Annotated in this window: 16 protein-coding genes; 4 read left to right on the forward strand and 12 right to left on the reverse strand. The window is 67.7% G+C overall.

What is annotated here, in order from left to right; translation table 11 throughout:
* Positions 1-91: 91 nt before the first annotated feature.
* Positions 92-1,027, reverse strand: a complete 936-nt coding sequence (locus ACTOWJ_RS24670; RefSeq protein ID WP_441337260.1) for an isopenicillin N synthase family dioxygenase — start codon at positions 1,025-1,027, stop codon at positions 92-94.
* Positions 1,028-1,305: 278 nt separating this feature from the next.
* Between ACTOWJ_RS24670 and ACTOWJ_RS24675 the strand changes: the two genes are divergently transcribed.
* Complete coding sequence (locus ACTOWJ_RS24675; protein ID WP_441337261.1) at positions 1,306-3,165, forward strand: DUF3413 domain-containing protein; 1,860 nt, start codon at positions 1,306-1,308, stop codon at positions 3,163-3,165.
* Between the two features lie 266 nt (positions 3,166-3,431).
* Here the strand turns inward: ACTOWJ_RS24675 and glmM are convergent, their stop codons facing one another.
* From glmM to trpB, 4 genes are all read right to left on the reverse strand, one after another.
* Complete coding sequence (gene glmM, locus ACTOWJ_RS24680; protein WP_441337262.1) at positions 3,432-4,772, reverse strand: phosphoglucosamine mutase; 1,341 nt, start codon at positions 4,770-4,772, stop codon at positions 3,432-3,434.
* A 286-nt stretch (positions 4,773-5,058) separates the two neighbouring features.
* Positions 5,059-5,946, reverse strand: coding sequence for an acetyl-CoA carboxylase, carboxyltransferase subunit beta (gene accD, locus ACTOWJ_RS24685; protein WP_441337263.1), 888 nt, complete (start codon positions 5,944-5,946; stop codon positions 5,059-5,061).
* A 160-nt stretch (positions 5,947-6,106) separates the two neighbouring features.
* Positions 6,107-6,913, reverse strand: a complete 807-nt coding sequence (gene trpA / locus ACTOWJ_RS24690; protein WP_441337264.1) for a tryptophan synthase subunit alpha — start codon at positions 6,911-6,913, stop codon at positions 6,107-6,109.
* A gap of 215 nt (positions 6,914-7,128) precedes the next feature.
* Positions 7,129-8,355 carry a tryptophan synthase subunit beta gene (gene trpB / locus ACTOWJ_RS24695; protein ID WP_441337265.1) on the reverse strand — a complete coding sequence of 409 codons (1,227 nt, stop codon included), beginning with the start codon at positions 8,353-8,355 and terminating at the stop codon, positions 7,129-7,131.
* 254 nt (positions 8,356-8,609) lie between these two features.
* Between trpB and ACTOWJ_RS24700 the strand changes: the two genes are divergently transcribed.
* On the forward strand, positions 8,610-8,861 hold the full coding sequence (locus tag ACTOWJ_RS24700; protein WP_441337266.1) for a hypothetical protein: 252 nt from the start codon (positions 8,610-8,612) through the stop codon (positions 8,859-8,861).
* Here the strand turns inward: ACTOWJ_RS24700 and ACTOWJ_RS24705 are convergent, their stop codons facing one another.
* From ACTOWJ_RS24705 to prmB, 7 genes are all read right to left on the reverse strand, one after another.
* Entirely contained in the window at positions 8,862-9,521 is a 660-nt protein-coding gene (locus ACTOWJ_RS24705; protein ID WP_441337267.1) for a phosphoribosylanthranilate isomerase, read from the reverse strand.
* Positions 9,518-10,360, reverse strand: a complete 843-nt coding sequence (gene truA / locus ACTOWJ_RS24710) for a tRNA pseudouridine(38-40) synthase TruA (protein WP_441337268.1) — start codon at positions 10,358-10,360, stop codon at positions 9,518-9,520. The genes ACTOWJ_RS24705 and truA overlap by 4 nt, the downstream gene beginning before the upstream one ends.
* A 43-nt stretch (positions 10,361-10,403) precedes the next feature.
* Positions 10,404-12,530 (reverse strand): FimV/HubP family polar landmark protein, encoded by a 2,127-nt coding sequence (locus ACTOWJ_RS24715; RefSeq protein ID WP_441337269.1) that lies wholly within the window; start codon positions 12,528-12,530, stop codon positions 10,404-10,406.
* A 300-nt stretch (positions 12,531-12,830) separates the two neighbouring features.
* The gene (locus ACTOWJ_RS24720) at positions 12,831-13,853 is read right to left on the reverse strand and encodes an aspartate-semialdehyde dehydrogenase (RefSeq protein WP_441337270.1); all 1,023 of its coding nucleotides are present in this window, start codon (positions 13,851-13,853) and stop codon (positions 12,831-12,833) included.
* Between the two features lie 237 nt (positions 13,854-14,090).
* A complete protein-coding gene (locus ACTOWJ_RS24725) occupies positions 14,091-15,104 on the reverse strand; it encodes a 2-hydroxyacid dehydrogenase (RefSeq protein ID WP_441337271.1) in 1,014 nt (337 codons plus the stop codon).
* Positions 15,097-16,212 (reverse strand): chorismate synthase, encoded by a 1,116-nt coding sequence (gene aroC / locus ACTOWJ_RS24730; RefSeq protein WP_441337272.1) that lies wholly within the window; start codon positions 16,210-16,212, stop codon positions 15,097-15,099. The genes ACTOWJ_RS24725 and aroC overlap by 8 nt, the downstream gene beginning before the upstream one ends.
* 611 nt (positions 16,213-16,823) lie before the next feature.
* Positions 16,824-17,753: a 50S ribosomal protein L3 N(5)-glutamine methyltransferase gene (gene prmB, locus ACTOWJ_RS24735; RefSeq protein WP_441337273.1), complete on the reverse strand. Its 930-nt coding sequence runs from the start codon at positions 17,751-17,753 to the stop codon at positions 16,824-16,826.
* A 258-nt stretch (positions 17,754-18,011) separates the two neighbouring features.
* On the opposite strand from prmB, the gene ACTOWJ_RS24740 reads away from it, so the two are divergent.
* Both ACTOWJ_RS24740 and asd read left to right on the forward strand, forming a co-directional pair.
* Positions 18,012-18,656 carry an SCO family protein gene (locus ACTOWJ_RS24740; protein ID WP_441337274.1) on the forward strand — a complete coding sequence of 215 codons (645 nt, stop codon included), beginning with the start codon at positions 18,012-18,014 and terminating at the stop codon, positions 18,654-18,656.
* Complete coding sequence (gene asd / locus ACTOWJ_RS24745) at positions 18,653-19,501, forward strand: archaetidylserine decarboxylase (protein WP_441337275.1); 849 nt, start codon at positions 18,653-18,655, stop codon at positions 19,499-19,501. Before ACTOWJ_RS24740 ends, asd begins: the two co-directional genes overlap by 4 nt.
* The last annotated feature ends 30 nt before the right edge of the window (positions 19,502-19,531 follow it).

Raw genomic sequence — 19,531 nt, forward strand, 5'->3', positions numbered from 1 at the left:
TGCGGTGCGATGCGGGAGCGCGGAAACGAACAAGCCGGCTTGCGCCGGCTTGTTCGATCGTTCTGCGCGGTTGCGCGAACCGCGAGCGGGCTTACTTCAGCTTGATCTCGCGCAAACGCTCTTCCAGGTAACCCTGCGCGGTGATCGGCTCGGGATAACGGCTGGGATTGTCCGGGGTGATCGTCGAGGGCAGCACGTCGATCAGGAAATCCGGATTGGGATGCAGGAAGAACGGGGTCGAGTAACGCGGCAGGCGCGCCTTCGCGCCGGGCGGATTGACCACGCGATGGGTGGTCGAGGGATATACGTGGTTGGTCAGGCGCTGCAGCATGTCGCCGATGTTGACCACGATGGTGTCGGCGTCGGCGGTGAACGGCACCCACTCGCCCTTGTGCGACTTCACTTCCAGGCCTTCCGAGCTCGCGCCGACCAACAAGGTGATCAGGTTGATGTCCTCGTGCGCGCCGGCGCGCTCGTTGGGGATGTCGTCGGCGGTGATCGGCGGGTAGTGGATCGGACGCAGGATCGAATTGCCCGAATCGGTCTTGTCGGCGAAGTACTGCTCGGGCAGCCCGATGTGCAGGGCCAGCGCGCTGAGCACGCGCGAGCCGAGCCCGTCGAGCGATTGATACAGGCCGTAGGCCTGCTCGCGGAATTCGGGGATCTCCTCCGGCCACAGGTTCGGCGGCATGTCGGAGGCGTACTTGGAGTCGCGCGGGATCTCGCGGCCCACATGCCAGAACTCCTTGAGATCGAAGTGCTTGGCGCCCTTGGCCGTCTCCACGCCGAACGGGGTGTAGCCGCGCGCGCCGCCGCCGCCGGGGACGTGGTACTTGCGCTTGACCTCGTCGGGCAGCGCGAAGAAGCGCTTGAACAAGTCATAGGACTGGTCGATCTGCTCGGCCGAGATGCCGTGGCCGCGAATGCCCGCGAAACCCCATTCGCGGTAGGCCGCGCCGAGTTCGGCGACGAAGGCCTCGCGGTCTGTGTCGAAGCGGCGGATGTCGAGGGTGGGAATCTGGCTCACGTTGAGGTCCTGTTGGTGTCTCTTCCGGATAGGCGGCTATCTTCGCTCAAAGCCGGCGCGGGCGCGCAACTGCGGTCCTGCCGGCACGCCTTGCGGCGCCCCGGCGTGCCCACGGACATGAACGCCGAGGCCTCAGCCTGAATATCGCGGCCGCGGCGGGGTGGCCGGAACGCGCAGCCCGCCATCCGGCGGTGTTGCCGGCCGAAGTTACACGCTAAAGTCGCGCCCCCGCCCCGGTGCCCGCGCCGGCGGCCTCTTCTTCGCCGAGAACCTCCCTCATGGACGACCTAGCCGCCCGCACCGCCTTTTCGGCGCGCCGCGCCCTGGCCTGGCTGACCGGCTTCACCTTGAGCAATGCCGCGATCGCCATCGGCATCGCCGCGCTCAACATCCCCTTCGCCCATTTGGCCGAACACTGGAAGGCGGCGTTCTTCCTGACCCTGGCGCTGCCGGGGCATTTCGTGTTCTTCGGCGCCCTGCTCGGCCTGATCCCGCTGCTGCTGGGCTGGACTGGCCGGCGCATGCGTTGGATGACGGTGAGCGCGGTGATCCTGCAGGCGGCCTGGATCTGCCTGTTGGTGACCGATGCCAAGGTGTTCGCGCTGTACCGTTTCCACCTCAACGCGATGGTCGCCAACATGGTGTTCGGCGGCGCCATGCAGGATCAGGTGGTGTTCTCTGGCACGGTCTGGGGCCTGATCGCGCTGGCGGTCAGCAGCGTGCTGGCGCTGGAAATCGCGCTGGCCTGGCTGTGGTGGCGCGCGCTGGACCGGCGCGCGGGTCTGAACAATATCCTCAAGGCCTGGTGGGTCGCGCTGGCGGTGATGCTGTTCGGCCAGGCCATGGTGGCGTACTCCGATGCCCGCGGCGATCGCGTCGTCATGTCGCAGCTTCCCTATATTCCGTGGGCGCAGCCGATCACGCTGAAGGACTCGCTGCAGCGTTTCGGCGTCGAAAGCGACCCCTCGGCGAGTCTGCCCGGTGCCGGCCAGGGGCTGCTGAACTACCCTCGCCGCCCGCTCGATTGCCAAGCCGCGCCCAAGCTCAACGTGGTGGTGATCCTGCTCGAATCGCTGCGCCACGATGTGCTGACCGCGCAAGTCATGCCCAACACCTGGCGCTACGCGCAGCAGTCGCAGCAGTTCGACAACCACTACAGCTCCGGCAACGCCACCCGCTTCGGCGTGTTCGGCCTGCTGTACGGACTGCCGGGCGGCTATTGGCATCCGATGCTGGCCGAGCAACGCGGCGCGGCGATGATCGGGCAGATGAAGAAAGACGGCTACGGCATGCACATCTACGGCAGTGCGCCGTTGTACAGCCCGGAGTTCGATCGCACGGCGTTCTCCGAGGTGCGCGAACACATCGTCAACGGCCCGCGCGAACGCAAGAGCGCCGAGCGCGATCAGGCGATCCTGGCCGATCTGCAGCGCGACATCGCCGCCACGCCGAAGGACCAGCGCTTCTTCGGTTTCGTGTTCATGGACTCGCCCCATCAGCCGTATTACATGCCGCGCGGTTATCCGCCGCTGTTCCAGCCGATGGCTGAGTCGATCAATCCGCTGGAATTCGGCCCGGAACACGATCCGCTGCCGGACTTCAACCGCTATCGCACCGCGGTGCATTACGCCGATTCGCTGATCGGAAAATTCCTCGCCGCGCTGCAGGCCGGCCCCTTCGCCGACAACACCGTGGTGCTGATCACCGGCGACCACGGCGAAGAGTTCAACGACCTCAAGCAGAACTATTGGGGCCACAACGGCAATTTCTCCGACTACCAGTTGCGCACGCCGTTCGTGCTGCATTGGCCGGGCAAGCCGGCGCAGAAATCGGCCCATGCGACCTCGCACGAGGACTTGGTGCCGACGGTGATGAAACACGCGCTAGGCTGCCGCAACGACAGCGCCGACTACAGCACCGGGCGCGATCTGTTCGGTCCGGCCCAGGATCGCCGGCCGCTGTTGGTGGAGAGCTGGTCGCAGCGCGGAATCCGCCAGGGCGAACTGACGTATCTGTTCGACAACTACGGCGCGGCGACGGTGATGGATCGCAATTACCGGCCGTTGCCGGAGGCCAAGGTCGATCCGGCGGCGGTGAGCCGGTCGTGGGAGATGTTGACTCGGTTCCAGCAGCGCTGACCGCGAAACGATCGCCTTTCGTAGGAGCGGCGCAAGCCGCGACCGCGCCAGTGACGGGCCGGCGCGACCTGGGTGTCTCGCGGTCAGATCCTAGACAGCACGCAATCGCGGCGCGTACCGGTTCGCGGCGCGTCACGGTGCGCGCCGGTGATTCATTGTCGCGGTCGCGGCTTGCGCCGCTCCTACAGGTGCGGTGGCTGGAGGAAACGACGAAGGCCGCTCGCGCGGCCTTCGTCGTTTACCGCATGGCTTGAGTGCGTGCGCGCTTACACCGCCGCGCGCACCGCGCCGGCCAGCGCGTCGAGCGTGTTCTGCATCAGCGTGGCGTCGTCGGCTTCGACGGTGACGCGCACGACCGGCTCGGTGCCGGAGGGACGCAGGAAGGCGCGGCCGCGGCCGGAGACCGCGGCTTCGGCCTGTTTCAGCGCTTCTTTCACCGACGCCGCCTCGGTTGGCTTGGACTGGCCCTCGTAACGCACGTTGATCGTCTTCTGCGGCACCCGGTTCAGGCCTTGCAGCGCCTGACGCAGCGACAGGCCGCGACGGCCGAGCACTTCGAGCACCTGCAGCGCGCTGACGATGCCGTCGCCGGTGCTGGTGCGGTCCAGGCACAGCAGATGGCCGGAGGCTTCGCCGCCGAGCACGCCGTCGTGGGCGATCAGTTGCTGGTGCACGTAGCGGTCGCCGACCTTGGCGCGGATGAAGCCGATACCGCGCTGCTCCAGCGCGCGCTCCAGCCCATAGTTGGTCATCAGCGTGCCGACCACCGGGCCCTGCAGGCGTCCGCTTTGCTGCCAGTCGGTGGCCAGGATATAGAGCAGATCGTCGCCGTCGCAGATCGCGCCTTCGTGATCGACGAACAACACCCGGTCGCCGTCGCCGTCGAAGGCGATGCCCAGGTCCGCGCCTGTGCTCTTGACCCGCTCGACCAAGGTCTGCGGATGGGTCGAGCCGACCCCGTCGTTGATGTTCAGGCCGCTGGGATCCACGCCGATCGCGTCGACCCGCGCGCCCAGTTCGCGCAGCACCAGCGGGCCGACCTGGTAGGTCGCACCATTGGCGCAGTCCATCGCGATGCGCATGCCGCTGAGATCGAAACCGCGCGATACCGAGCCCTTGCAGGCTTCCAGATAGCGGCCGATGGCGTCGCGGGTGCGGATCGCCTTGCCCAGCCGCTCGGATTCGACCGTGCGGAACGGCTCTTCCAGCGCGGCCTCGATCGCCAGTTCGGTCTCGTCGTCGAGCTTCTCGCCTTCAGCCGAGAAGAACTTGATGCCGTTGTCGTAATGCGGATTGTGCGAGGCCGAGATCACGATGCCGCCGTCGGCGCGCAGCGAGCGGGTCAGATGGGCGACCGCCGGGGTCGGCATCGGTCCCATCAGTTGCACGTCCACGCCGGCGGCGACCAGGCCGGCTTCCAGCGCGGCTTCGAACATGTAGTTGGAGATGCGCGTGTCCTTGCCGATGATCACCATCGGATTGCGCCAGCCGCGCCGGTTGAGCGCATGGCCGTAGGCGTTGCCCAGGCGCAGCACGAAATCGGCGGAGATCGCGCCTTCGCCTACGCGTCCGCGGATGCCGTCGGTACCGAAATATTTGCGAGTCATGTGTTTGAGTCGGGAATAGGAAGTCGGGGATGGGAAATGAAAGCCGCGCGGCGCGGTAAGGCACGACTGCCTTCGGGGGATCGCCGCAACGCGAGTTTGCCGCAAGCCGCGCGCGCTACGGCGCCGCGCGGCTGAATGAGGTTGCGTAGCGCTTCCCAGCTCACAGTTCTTGGGGCGGGGAACAGGCCATGAAAGAAATCAGGCCATGAAAGAAATGGGGAATGGAAAGCACGTCGCGGCGAGCTTTCCATTCCCCATTCCCTTCATTCCCCATTCCCGGCCGCCATCAGGCGGCCTCTACGTCGTCTTCCGGCTGCGGCTGCTTCATCATCATCGCCAGCAGATGCGAGAGACGGTCGCGCATTTCGCGGCGATCGCAGATCTGGTCGACCGCGCCGTGCTCGACCAGGAACTCGCTGCGCTGGAAGCCTTCCGGCAATTTCTCGCGCACGGTCTGCTCGATCACGCGCGGGCCGGCGAAGCCGATCAAGGCCTCCGGTTCGGCCAGGTTGATATCGCCGAGCATCGCGAAGGACGCCGACACGCCGCCGGTGGTGGGATGAGTCATCACCGAGATGTAAGGCAGCCCCGCCGCGCGCAGGCGGCCGAGCGCGGCCGAGGTCTTGGCCATCTGCATCAGCGAGAACAGGCTTTCCTGCATGCGCGCGCCGCCGCTGGCGGAGAAGCACACGAACGGGCTGCCGATCTCCAGCGCGGTCTCGGCGCCGAGGGTGAATCGCTCGCCGACCACCGAGCCCATCGAGCCGCCCATGAAGGCGAAGTCGAACGAAGCGGCGACCAGCGTGCGCTGCTTGAGCGTGCCGCGCAGGACGATCATCGCATCGCGCTCGCCGGTGGCCTTCTGCGCGGCCTTGATGCGCTCGGAGTATTTCTTCTGGTCCTTGAACTTGAGCACATCGATCGGGCCCAGCGCGGCGCCGATCTCGCTGGTGCTGCCCGGATCGAGCAGCGCGGTCAGGCGCACCCGGCCGCGGATGGGCATGTGGAAGCTGCACTTGGGGCAGACCTCGAGGTTCTCCTCGAGCTCGGGGCGGTAGAGCACGGCGCCGCAGCGCTCGCACTTCTCCCACAGGCCCTCGGGCACGCTGCGCCGCTTGGCCGCCGACGATTCGGTGCGAATACCCGACGGCATGAGTTTCTTGAGCCACGACATGCGTTGAAATCTTCCTGTTCTGGCTGACGATGATGGGTCGGTGCCCAGGCGGTCGCGCCCTGCCGGCACCGGCCCGACGAAGGAGTCTAGCGCAGCGGGCCGGGACGCCCGCCGCCCTGTTCAGCTACGCCGCGAGGCCGCGGCGCAAGGCTGGGACGGCTCAGCCGGCGCGGTCGAGCGCCTGCCGCAGCGGCGCAAGGAACGTGCGCGCGGCGTGCGCGGCGGCGTCCGGGGTGTCGGCTTGCGCCAACGCCTCGACCAGTGCGCTGCCGACCACCACGCCCTCGGCCTCGCGCGCCATGGCCGCGGCGCTGGCCGCGTCCTTGATGCCGAAGCCGGCCACGACCGGCACCTTGGCGCGCTGGCGGATGCCGTGCAGGCGGTCGTTGGCCGCGCCCGCGTCGAGACGGTCGGCGCCGGTCACGCCGGCGAAGCTCACGTAGTACAGATAGCCCTGGGCGTCGTCGCACAACAGCGCGATGCGCTCGTCGGTGGTGGTCGGCGAGGCCAGCAGGATCAGCGCCAAACCCGCCGCGACGAAGGCCGCGCGCAGTTCGGCCGCTTCTTCCGGCGGCAGGTCGACCAGCAGCACGCCGTCGACGCCGGCGGCGACGGCGTCGCTGGCGAAGCGCTGCGCGCCGCGGATTTCGATCGGGTTGAGATAGCCCATCAGCACCACCGGCGTATCGGCGTCGCGGCCGCGGAACTCTCGCACCGCATCGAGCACCCAGCCCAGGCCGGCGCCGCGCGCGATCGCGCGCTCGGAGCTGCGCTGGATGGTCGGACCGTCGGCCATCGGATCGGAGAACGGCACGCCCAATTCGAGGACGTCGGCGCCGGCCTCGACCAAGGCATGCATCACCGGCACGGTCGCCTCCAGCGAAGGATCGCCGGCGGTAACGAACGGGATCAGCGCCTTGCGGCCGGCGGCTTGCAGGGATTGGAACTTGGCGTCGATTCGGTTCATGCGTTGGTCAAAGCTTCTGCTTGAAGCCCCTCTCGCGCATGCGGGAGAGGGGTTGGGGTGAGGGGCCGGGAGCGGCGAGTGGTTCAAGGGCCGCGAACGTCGGAGCAACGATCTCATGCGTATATCGCAGTGTTGTTGCTCGCTCTCATCTGCCCTCCGGGCACCTTCTCCCGCAAGCGGGAGAAGGAATAAGTGGATCGCGCTGCGGACGACGATCAGAAGTGCAGCCCCTCGCGCCCGGCGATGGTATGCACGTCCTTGTCGCCGCGACCGGACAGGTTGCACAGCACCACCTGATCCTTGGGCATCGTCCGCGCCAGCTTGATCGCCTGGGCGATCGCGTGGCTGGATTCGAGCGCAGCCAGGATGCCCTCGGTGCGCGCCAGGGTGCGGAAGGCTTCGAGCGCTTCCTCGTCGGTAATGCCGAGGTATTCGGCGCGACCGGTGTCCTTCAAGAACGCATGCTCCGGGCCGACGCCGGGATAATCCAATCCGGCCGAGACCGAATGGGTTTCGATGATCTGGCCGTCGTCGTCGCACAACACATACGTGCGATTGCCGTGCAGCACGCCCGGGCGTCCGGCGGCCAGGGACGCGGCGTGGCGGCCGGTGTCGATGCCGTCGCCGGCGGCTTCGGCGCCGACGATGCGCACCGAAGCATCGTTGAGGAAGGCGTGGAACAAACCGATCGCATTGCTGCCGCCGCCGACGCAGGCGGTGATCGCATCGGGCAGGCGGCCGTACTCGGCCAGCATCTGCGCCCTCGCCTCGCGACCGACCACAGCGTTGAAGTCGCGGACCATGCGCGGATACGGATCGGGGCCGGCGACGGTGCCGATGATGTAGAAGGTGTCGCGCACGTTGGTAACCCAATCGCGCATGGCTTCGTTGAGCGCGTCCTTGAGCGTCCGCGAACCGCTGGTCACCGGCACCACGGTCGCGCCGAGCAGCTTCATCCGGTAGACATTGATCTTCTGCCGCTCGATGTCGGTCGCGCCCATGTAGACCACGCATTCCAGGCCCAGGCGCGCGGCCACGGTGGCGCTGGCGACGCCGTGCTGGCCGGCGCCGGTCTCGGCGATGATGCGTGTCTTGCCCATGCGGCTAGCCAGCAGGGCCTGGCCGATGGTGTTGTTGATCTTGTGCGCGCCGGTGTGATTGAGGTCTTCGCGCTTGAGCAGGATCTGCGCGCCGCCGACTTCATCGCTGAGCCGCTGGGCGTGATAGATCGGGCTGGGCCGGCCGACGTAATGGGCCAGGTCGTTTTCGAATTCTTTGATGAAGGCCGGGTCGACGCGCGCGGCGTCGTAGGCTCGGGCCAGTTCCTCGATCGGCGCGATCAGCGTCTCGGCGACGAAACGCCCGCCGTAGCGGCCGAAGTGGCCGGAGGCATCCGGGTAAGCATGGAAGTCGATCGGAGGGGCGACAGGTTCGGCGGACATCGGCTGGCTTCGTTGCGAGGGGCGCCGCGCACGACGCGGCGGAACGCGCAGTTTAGGGCATCGCGGCGGCAACCGTACGCGTCGAGCTATGGCGGAATGGGGTGCGCGGTTCCGAGGTGACGGAATAGGCAAACAGAATCACGACATTCAAGACAACCGTTCGTCGGCCACCCGTCAAAAAATCGAAAAAAATTTGATAAATCCACCAGAGATCGCATCAGAAAGGACACACCCAAAGCGAACTAGAGGCGAACATGGCTACAGGCCAGCAGTTGCTCAGGAAATGGAAGATTCCAGCCCAGCAAGCCTTCCACCACCGAGGAGGAACCTTCTTTATGCCGCTTACCGAATTTCCAGGCGCGCTATGCGATCTTTATGGCTACGTGCTATTCCAGACCTACGATGAATATGTTTCCAGCCCCTTCCTTAGCATCGGCAAGCGGCTGAACGTCCGATCCGGGGTGCATCGATTGCCTGGCTATACCCTCTGCCGACCGCCCACCTGATCACTCAACGTGACAATCCGCCCGTCGCACTTCCTCGACGAAATGACGCATCTTGTCGCCATCCTTCAATCCAGGCGCGCTTTCGATACCGCTGGACACGTCCACGCCCCAGGGCAAGGTCGCCAGGATCGCCTCGAACACGTTGTCCGGGGTGATCCCGCCGGCCAGCACGAAGGGTTTCTGCACGCCGACCGGAATGCGCTTCCAGTCGAAGGTCTTGCCGCTGCCGCCGCTGCCGCCCTTGGCGTGGCTGTCGAACAGGAAACCGGCCGCGCCGGGGTAACGCATGTGCAGGGCCGAAGGGTGTTGGTCGGCGAGTTCGCCGCCCATCGGGATCGCCTTGAGATACGGCACGCCGAAGCCGCGGCAGAACGCGTCGTCTTCGTTGCCGTGGAACTGCAGCAGGCTCGGCCGGACCTGACGCACGACCTCGCGCACCTCATCGACCGGGTTGTCGCTGAACAGGGCCACCGCATCGACCAGCGGCGCCAGCGCCTGGCGCATCGCGCGGGCTTCCTCGGCGGCGACGCGCCGGGTGCTGCCGGCCGCGAATACGAAGCCGATCGCGTCGGCGCCCAACTCGCAGGCCAGACGCACGTCGCCGGGGCGGGTGAAACCACAGAACTTGATGCGGGTGCGGAACAAAGTACGGGGATTCAAAGGCTGACCTCGGCAGGCAATAGGCACTCGGCTGGATAGCGCGGGCCCACGAACACCAGGCCCGCCGACGGCGCGGTCGGACCGGCCACGGTCCGGTCGCGCCCGGCCAGCAACTGCGCGATCCAGCCCTCGGGCTGGTCGCCGCGGCCGACCAGCAGCAAGCTTCCGACAATGTTGCGCACCATGTGGTGAAGAAAGGCGTTGGCCTGAACCTCCATCTCCACGATATCCCCGTCCCGGCGCACGCTGATGTACTGCAGATCGCGCCGCGCATGCGGTGCCTGGCAGTGCACGGTACGGAACGCGGAGAAGTCGTTCTCGCCCAGCAAGGCCTGGGCGGCGCGGTGCATCGCGTCGGCATCGAGCGGCCGCCGTTCCCAGCTCAGATACTGACGCTGCAGCGCCGGCCGCACCGGCCGGTTGAGGATCCGATAGCGGTAGCGGCGCGCCCGCGCCGAGAAACGGGCGTGGAAATCCGCCGCGATCGGCACGCACCAGCGCACGCACACCGACGGCGGCAGACGCGAGGTGGTGCCGAGCACCCAGCCGCGTGGTTCGCGCGCAATCGGACCGTCGAAATGTACGACCTGACAGGAAGCATGCACGCCCGCGTCGGTGCGGCCGGCGCAGGTCACCTCGATCCGGGTGCCCGCAACGAAACTCAGCGCGTCTTCCAAGGCGGCCTGCACGGTGGCCTCGCCGCGAAGGTCCGGTTCGCCGGGGCGGACCAGACGCTGCCAGCCCGAGTACTCGCTGCCGTCGTATTCCACGCCCAAGGCGAAGCGCCGCAAGGGCGTGGCGCCGGGATCGGCGCTGGAACCGTGTTGCTCTACCGCCATGGCTTGACTGCCCTGCCTGTTCGCCGTGCCGAGGCCGGCCGCCTCAGCTGGCCGCCTCGATTTCGCGCAGCAGCCGCGCGGCCTGCTGGCGGGCGGCGTGATCGCCGTTGATGAGCACTTCGCCGAGCAATTGGCGTGCGCTGCTTTCGTCGCCCAGATCCAGGTAGGCGCGGGCCAGTTCGATGCGCTCCTGACCGGGCGCGGCATTGGCGTTCGCGGCGACCGCTGGGCGGGCGGTTGCAGCGGCCGGAACCGAGTTCGGCGCAGTGGCGGCCGGCGCGGCGGGTTCGGCCGCGACCACGGGCGCGGCGACGGCCGACTGGGCCACCACGACCGGAGCCGCGCTGGCGACGACCGCGGGCGCAACGGGCGCGGCGACGATCGGCTCGACGCGATGCGACGGCGCCGTGCCGACCTCGGACGAATGCCAGGTCGGGACGGTGTTTCGGGTCTTGGGTTCGGTCTCGGGCGCGGTCCAGAACGGAGCGGCGGTGGCCGGAGCTGCTTCGATCGGCGCGGCTTCGACTGGCGCGGATCGGTCCTCGGGTTCGGCGAGCAGTTGCGCGACCGGATCGATCAGGCTCGGCGCGTGCTCCGGGCGTCGGCGCAGCGATTCGACCGGATCGGTCTCGGCGTAGCGCTCGCTCACCGGCGCGGACGCTTCCGCGCCCGGTCCGATCGGCGCACGGAACGCCGGACGCTTGGGCTCGCGCCGGCTCAGCACCCAGCCGCCGACCAGCAACGCCAACACGCCCAGGCCGCCGAAGATCCACGGCATCGGCGAGCCGTCGCCGCGCGCCTGCTGTTCGGCCAGGCGCTGCTGGCTCGCCGCCAGCTCGCTGTCCTTCATCGCGATCAGCTTTTGCTGGTCGTTCTGCAGTTTCTCCAACTCGGCGACCTTGCTCTTGAGCTCGGTGAGCTCCTGATCGCGCGCGGCGAGGGTCTCGTTGGCCTGTTGAATTTCTTGTCGCACCATCTCGCCCTCGCCTCCGGCGCTGATGCCGGATTGAGCCCCGGCCTGGGTCGCGCGGCTGGCGCCCGGCGGAACGATTTCCAAACGCGCATCGCTGCTACGGCCGGCGCCGTCCTTGGCCGCCGGAGCGACCGGCGCCTGGGCGATGCGGTCGGACTCCAGCGCGATCGGCTGCGGCACCGCCGGACTGGCCACGCCTTGCCGCCACTGCTGGATCTGCACCCGCACCAGCTCGCTGGCCTCGCGCGGATCGATCGCGGTCAATTGATTGCTCGGCGGCTGGCGCAGCACCGCGCCCGCCCGCAGCCGGTTGATGTTGCCGCCGATGAAGGCCTCCGGATTGGCCCGCAGCAGCGCGATCATCGTCTGATTGAGGGTGTGCTCGCCGGCCAGGCCCGAGGCGATGCCGGACAAAGTCTGGCCGCGCTGCACGGTGATATCGCCCTCAGCAGGCGGCCCCGGCGACGCGGCGGCGACCGCACGCGGCTGGCGCGGCGCGCGCGGAATGCTGCCCGCGTTCGGACGCGCCTGCGGCGCGGGCTCGGCCGCCACCGGCGCGGCCGGTTCGGGCTGCGCGGCGGGTTCGGGCTGGATCGCGACCGCCTCGGCCGGGAACGACGGTGCGGGCACCGCGCTGCCGGGGTCGTAGCGTTCGTTGAGCTGGTTGTCCACCGACAGCGGGTCGGTTTCCTGCGGCTGCGCGCCGAACGGCAGCGGCGCCTCCAGCGGACGTTCGATGGTGTTCGGCGCAGCGCCGGTGGGCGCCTTGATCGGCGGCTGCATCGGCGCCGACGCGGTGCGCGGCGCATCCAGCAGCGCGGAGTATTCGCGGGTCAGGCGGCCCTGGCCCCAGTCGACTTCGATCAGGAAGGTCAGCAACGGCTGATTGACCGGCTGGGTGCTGGTCACCCGGATCACCGGTTTGCCGGCGGCGTCCAGCGCCAGGGTGAAACGCAGGTCGGTGACGATGCCCTGCGGCGCTTCCAGACCGATGCGCTGGAAAGTCTCCGGCGAAGCCAACCCGGCGCGCAGTTGCGCCAGTTCTTCCGGCCCGCTGGAGATCACTGGGATCTCCGCCAGCAGCGGCTGCCCCGAACGCGACTTCACATCGATCTGGCCCAGCCCCAGCGCACAGGCCGCCGAGCTGGCCAGCGCCAGCGCCAGAGCCAAGGCGGTGCGTGCGAAACCTGATCTCACGGACGATCCCATTGCCAAAGACAGGCGGCGACTCTAGCGGTCTGGACTAGTTATGCGCAACGCGAAGTGAAGTTTTCGTTGCGATCGGATCGGCGTCACGGCGTTTGCGAAGGTTCGAGGCCTTTTGTGGGAGGGGCTTCAGCCCCGACGCTTTTCGGCCGGATCGCCGTGCCTCCACCAAAAGTGTCGGGGCTGAAGCCCCTCCCACAAAAGACTTCGATGCTGAAGGCCGCACCTGGCAAAAAATCGGGCCCCGCAGGGCCCGATCGATACCTCATAAAGCCAGTAACCGCCGCGCGATCAGCGCTCGTTCCAGACCAGTTCGGCCAACTGCACGGCATTGGTCGCCGCGCCCTTGCGGATGTTGTCCGACACCACCCACAGCGACAGGCCGCGCGGGTGCGAGATGTCCTCGCGGATGCGGCCGACGAAAACAGCATCGTGTCCCGAAGCATGCGTGACCGGCGTCGGATATCCGCCGCCGACCGGCTCGTCCACCACTTCCACGCCCGGGGCCTTTTCCAGCAGCGCGCGCGCATCGGCCGCGGACAGCTTGTCGCGGGTTTCGATGTGCACCGCCTCGGAGTGGCCGTAGAACACCGGCACCCGCACCACCGTCGCGTTCACGCCGATGCTGTCGTCGCCGAGGATCTTGCGGGTCTCCCAGACCAGCTTCATCTCTTCGGTGGTGTAGCCGTTGTCGGTGAAGTCGCCGCCGTGCGGGATCACGTTGAAGGCGATCTGCACCGGGTAGATCGCAGGCTCGATCGGCTGGAAGCTCAACAACGCGGCGGTCTGCCTGCCGAGTTCCTCCATCGCGCGCTTGCCGGTGCCCGACACCGACTGGTAAGTCGCCACGTTGATGCGTTCGATCTTGGCCTTGCGATGGATCGGCGCCAGCGCGACCAGCATCTGCATGGTCGAGCAGTTCGGATTGGCGATGATGCCGCGCGGACGGTTCTTGGCCGCTTCGGGATTGACCTCGCTGACCACCAGCGGGATGTCGTCGTCGTAGCGGAAGGCCGAGGAATTGTCGATCACCACCGCGCCGGCGGCGGCGAACTTGGGCGCGTATTCCTTCGAAACCGAACCGCCGGCCGAGAACAATGCGATGTCCACGCCGGTGGGATCGAACAGCGCCAGATCCTGCACCACGATGGTTTTTCCGCCGAACTCGATTTTCTCTCCCGCCGAGCGTTCGCTCGCCAACACATGCAGCTGACCGATCGGGAATTTGCGCTCGGCCAGCACCTTCAGCATGGTTTCACCGACCGCGCCGGTAGCACCGACCACGGCGACATTGCAGGACGTCTTGGCGTTCATCTGTTCTGAGTTACCTGACTTGTGGGGACCGCCGGACCCATTTCCGGCGGGTGTTGCGTGAAAGCTTCATTTCGGGCCATCGCTGCCTTCAGCGAAGACTTCGAGGTCTTTTGTGGGAGGGAGCTTCAGCCCCGACGCTGTTCGATCCGATGCCCTGCAGTCTGGAGACCTGATCGAACAGCGTCGGGGCTGAAGCCCCTCCCACAAAAGATTTCGAAACTGACGCGGCGAGGTAATTCATGCCGCGCCCCGCTTCGTCATCGCGACCTGGTCGGCATTGAGCGGCGATGGCGGCCTCCCCGCATCCGGTCCATAGCCCAGCACCGCGATCAGATTGTCCACCGCCAGCGACACCATCGCCCGGCGCGTGGCCAGGCTGCCGCTGGCGATATGCGGCGTCAGCACCACCCGGCGCTGCTCGAGCAGGCGCGGGTTGAGCTTGGGCTCGCCCTCGTAGACATCCAGTCCGGCCGCGGCCAGGCGCCCTTGTTCGAGCGCGTCGCACAGCGCGTTCTCGTCGATGATGCCGCCGCGGGCGATATTGGTCAGCGTCGCATGCGGCTGCATTCGCGCAAACGCCGCGGCATCGATGAGGTGATGCGACTGCGGCGAATACGGCAGCACCAGGATCAGATGATCGGCGCGGCCCAGCAGTTCCTCGAAGCTGGTGTAGCTTGCGGCGCATTCGCGCTCGACCGCCTCGGGCAGCCGGCTGCGGTTGTGATACAGCGTGCGCATGCCGAAACCGATCGCGCGGCGCGCGATCGCCTGGCCGATCCGGCCCATGCCGAGAATGCCGAGGGTGGCGCCGTGCACGTCGCCACCGAGCAGGCTGTCGAAGCTCCAGCGCTGCCAATGGCCCTCGCGCAACCAGCGCTCGGCCTCCGAGATCCGCCGCGCGGTCGCCATCATCAGCGCCCAGCCGAAGTCGGCGGTGGTTTCGGTCAGCACATCGGGCGTGTTGCTGGCCAGGATGCCGGCCGCGCTGAGCGCGGGCACGTCGAGATTGTTGTAGCCCACCCCGACGTTGGCGATCGCGCGCAACCGCTCGGCGCCGGCGATCTGCGCCGCGCCGATCAGATCGTTGAGCGTGACCAGCGCGCCGTCGGCCGCGCGCAACGCGGCGTTGATCGCCGCGGGCGAATGCTGGGTCACCGCCGCGGTGGCGCTGACCTGGAAATATTCGCCGAGCCGTCCGACGATGTCGTCGAACAACGGCTGCGACACCCATACGCGCGGCCGCTCAGACATCGCCGTCGAACTTCGGGGCGGCGGGAATGCGCGGGGTGACCGTGCCGACGTCGCCGCACTGGGCGCGGTGACGCAGGGCCTGATCGATCAACACCAGCGCGACCATCGCCTCGCAGATCGGCGTGGCGCGGATGCCGACGCAGGGATCGTGGCGGCCGGTGGTGACCACGTCGACTTCGTTGCCGTGTATATCGACGCTGCGGCCCGGCAAGCGCAGGCTGGAGGTCGGCTTGAACGCGGTCGAACAACGCAGCTGCTGGCCGGTGCTGATGCCGCCGAGGATGCCGCCGGCATGGTTGCTGGCGAAGCCGGCGCGGGAGAGTTCGTCGCGGTGCTCGCTGCCCTTTTGCGCGACGCTGGCGAAGCCGTCGCCGATTTCCACGCCCTTGACCGCGTTGATGCTCATCAGCGCGGCGGCGAGTTCGCCGTCGAGCTTGCCGTAGATCGGCTCGCCCCAGCCCGGGGGGACGTTGTCGGCGATCACGTCCACGCGCGCGCCGACCGAGTCGCCGGACTTGCGCAGCGCGTCCATGTAGGTTTCCAACTCGCCCACTTGGGCTGCGTCGGGCCAAAAGAAGGGGTTGTCTTCCACGACAGACAAGTCGTGAGCGTTCGGCACGATCTCGCCGATCTGCGACATGAAGCCGCGCACCGTGACGCCGTAACGTTCGGCCAACCACTTCTTGGCGATCACGCCGGCCGCCACGCGCATGGTGGTCTCGCGCGCGGACGAGCGCCCGCCGCCGCGCGGATCGCGCAGGCCGTACTTCTGCCAATAGCTGTAATCGGCATGGCCGGGGCGGAACTGCTCGGCGATCGAGCCGTAATCCTTGCTGCGCGCGTCGGTGTTGCGGATCAGCAGCGCGATCGGGGTGCCGGTGGTCAGGCCCTGATAGACGCCGCTGAGAATCTCGATCTCGTCGGCCTCGCGCCGGGCCGAAGTGTGGCGGGTCTTGCCGGTCGCGCGGCGGTCGAGGTCGTGGCGGAATTCTTCCGGCGCGATCGCCAGTCCCGGCGGGCAGCCGTCGATCACGCAGCCGATCGCCGGACCGTGGCTTTCGCCGAAGGTGGTTACCGTGAAGAGGGTTCCGAAGCTGTTGCTGGCCACTACGGGTTTCCTGTGCGTGCCGGTTTTCCGGCGTGTGGGCGAAGGCGATGATCGGTGTTGCGCGTGTGCTGCCGATGAAGTGCGTCCGGTCGCGAGAGCGATGCTGCCTCGATGGTATGCCGCGGCGTTTGCCGGGGGAAATGAGCCATTAGCGCGGGCTCAGAACCATCGTCGATGCGTCGCGGCGGCCCTCACCCCGGCCCTCTCCCGCAAGCGGGAGAGGGAGAGGAAAGGCTTCGCCGCGATTCGCGCTGCGTCACGCGCTGGCCGCACAACTCCCTCTCCCGCTTGCGGGAGAGGGTTGGGGTGAGGGCCGAGCGCCGAGCGCCCGGGCCAACCACCGCAAGCTCGCTGTACAGACGAAACACCGTCAGCCAACGATAGCCGACCGCGCCGGTTTCCGCTGTAACGAAGGCCCCCGACGCGGCCGCTGCAGATCCACTCCGAACACACGCACAGCCGCGAACCAGCACAGCGACACCGGTTCGCGACACAAAGATAAGTTCCGGCTGGTTAGGCGCCGAAGGCGGAACGCTGGAGATTCAGCGCTGCGCGCGGCGCTGCGGACGACGGCACCCCGTCTTCCGCTACCGGCCGCCGACGCGCGTGACTCAGGCTCGCGCGTCGGCGAGCCGTTTGATTTCGTCGTGGTGTTCGACCAGATCGTGGCGCTCGGCCACGAAGATGCCCATCTGGCCGACCTTGAACTCGACCCAGGCCAGCGGCAGTTGCGGCAGCAGTTCGACCAGGGCGCGCTCGGCCTCGCCGACTTCGCAGATCAGCAGGCCCTGCTCGCTCAGGTGCTCGGGCGCGTCGCGCAGGATCTTCAAGGCCAAGTCCAGGCCGTCATCACCAGCGCGCAGGCCCAGTTCGGGCTCGTGCGAGTACTCCCGCGGCAACGCGTCGGTTTCGTCGTTGGTGACATAAGGAGGGTTGGTCACGATCAGATCGAAGACCTCGCCCTTGAGGCCGGCGAACAGATCCGACTTGCGCAACTCGACGTTGTCGGCGTGCAGGCGCTGCTTGTTCTCGGCCGCCAGCGACAACGCCGCGTCGTTGATGTCCGCGCCGATCACTTCCCAATCAGGGTGGTAATGCGCCGTGGCGATGGCGATGCAGCCCGAACCGGTGCACAGGTCCAGGGCGCGGGCGACCTCGCGGCCGCCGAGCCAGGGCTCGAAACCGGCTTCGATCAGCTCGGCGATCGGCGAACGCGGCACCAGGGCGCGGCGATCGCTCTTGAAGCTCAGGCCGGCGAACCAGGCCTCGCCGGTCAGGTAGGCGGCCGGGATGCGCTCGGCGATGCGACGTTCGAACAGCGCCAGGATCGCTTCTTTTTCCTCGCCGGTGACCTTGCCCTGGCCGTAGACCGGGCTGAGGTCGTGCGGCAGGTGCAGGGTGTGCAGGACCAACTGGGTGGCCTCGTCCAGCGCATTGTCGTAGCTGTGGCCGAAGGTCAGCCCGGCCGCGTTAAAGCGGCTGGCGCCGTAGCGGATCAGGTCGACGAGGGTCAGCTGTTCGAAGGAGACGGAAGCGGGCACGGCGGGTCCAGGGCGAAACAAGGGGCGCAGTATAGCCGGAGAGGTGAATCGGGGGCTTGGGGGCAGGAGCAAATCCCCCTAGCCCCCCTTTTTCAAAGGGGGGAACAGCACAGGGGGAACAGCAGAAGGAGGAACAGCGAACAGCAAGAAGCCATGGCCTGGCCTAGTCGGCAGCCGCTGCGAGGTGCCGAAAACTCCCCGAAGCCGCCTCGACGGCCATCGCCGGTATCATGACCGGGCACACACGCTGGAACCGACATGTTCAATCGCACCACCGCCATCGTCCTCGTCGCCGCGCTCGCCGCCGCGCTCGGCCTGTGGGCCTCGCAGAAATTCTTCGCCGGCGCGGCGCGCTCGTCATTGCCGCGGACCGAAGCGGTGCGCCTGTTCGACCCGCCGCGCACCCTGCCCGGGTTCTCGCTGCGCCAGTCCGACGGCACCCAGCTGATCCCCGGCGAGCTCAAGGGCCACTGGACCCTGGTCTTCCTCGGCTTCACCCACTGCCCCGACGTCTGCCCGACCACGCTGGCGCAGATGTCGGTGGCGCAAAAGACCTGGGAAGCCATTCCCGAAGCCAGCCGCCCGCGCGTGCTGTTCGTCTCGGTCGACCCCGATCGCGACACGCCGGACAAGATCGGCGAGTACGCGCACGGTTTCCACAAGGACACCCTGGCCGCCACCGCCGACGTCCCGGCGCTGGAGGATTTCGCCAAGTCGCTGAGCATGGTGTTCGCCAAGGTGCCCGCGCCCGACGGCGCACCGGCCGACCAGTACACGATGGACCACAGCGCCAGCATGGTCGTGCTGGACCCGCAGGGCCGCATGGCCGGCCTGGTGCGTCCGCCGTTCGACCCGAACGTGATCGCCAAGGACATGGCCGTGCTGACGGGAGCCGCTCCGTGAGCCTGATCACCACCCTGACCTACGCGCTGCCGCATCGCTGGCTGTCTTCACTCGCGCGCTCGCTGGCCTATTCCGACGACCCGCGCCTCAGCCGCTGGCTGATCGACACGGTCACGCGCAAGTTCGGCGTGAACCTGGCCGAGGCGGCCAATCCCGATCCGCGCTCCTACCCGACTTTCAACGCTTTCTTTACCCGCGCGCTCAAGCCCGGTGCGCGCGTGGCCGATCCGGACCCGCGCGTGCTGCTGATGCCGGCCGACGGCCGCATCAGCCAGTGCGGCCCGATCCGCGCCGGCGAAATCTTCCAGGCCAAGGGCCAGTCGTTCACCGCGACCGAACTGCTCGGCGGCGACGAAGCCGCGGCCGCGCCGTTCAACGACGGCGTGTTCGCGACCGTGTACCTGTCGCCCAAGGACTACCACCGCGTGCATATGCCCTGGGCCGGAACGTTGCGCGAAACCGTGCACGTGCCCGGGCGCCTTTTCAGCGTCGGGCCCGATGCGGTGCGCAACGTGCCGCGCTTGTTCGCGCGCAACGAACGTCTGGTCTGCCACTTCGATACCGAATTCGGGCCGATGGCGATGGTGATGGTCGGCGCGCTGCTGGTCTCGGGCGTGGAAACGGTCTGGAGCGGCGAGGAGATTCCGCGCTACGGCGACAAAGTCACCGCCAAGGATTACCGCGGCGAAGGCATCACCCTGGAACGCTTCGCCGAAATGGCGCGCTTCAACTACGGCTCGACCGTGATCGTGCTGTTGCCGCCGGGCGTGGCCACGCTCGACGCGGGCCTGAGCGCGGAGGCCGCGGTGCGGCTGGGCCAGGCGCTGGCGCGCCGCGCCGGCTGAGCGGCGCACTTACACATTCACCCACGGAGG

The sequence above is a fragment of the Lysobacter sp. CA199 genome (assembly GCF_052078715.1).
Classification (GTDB): Bacteria; Pseudomonadota; Gammaproteobacteria; order Xanthomonadales; family Xanthomonadaceae; genus Lysobacter.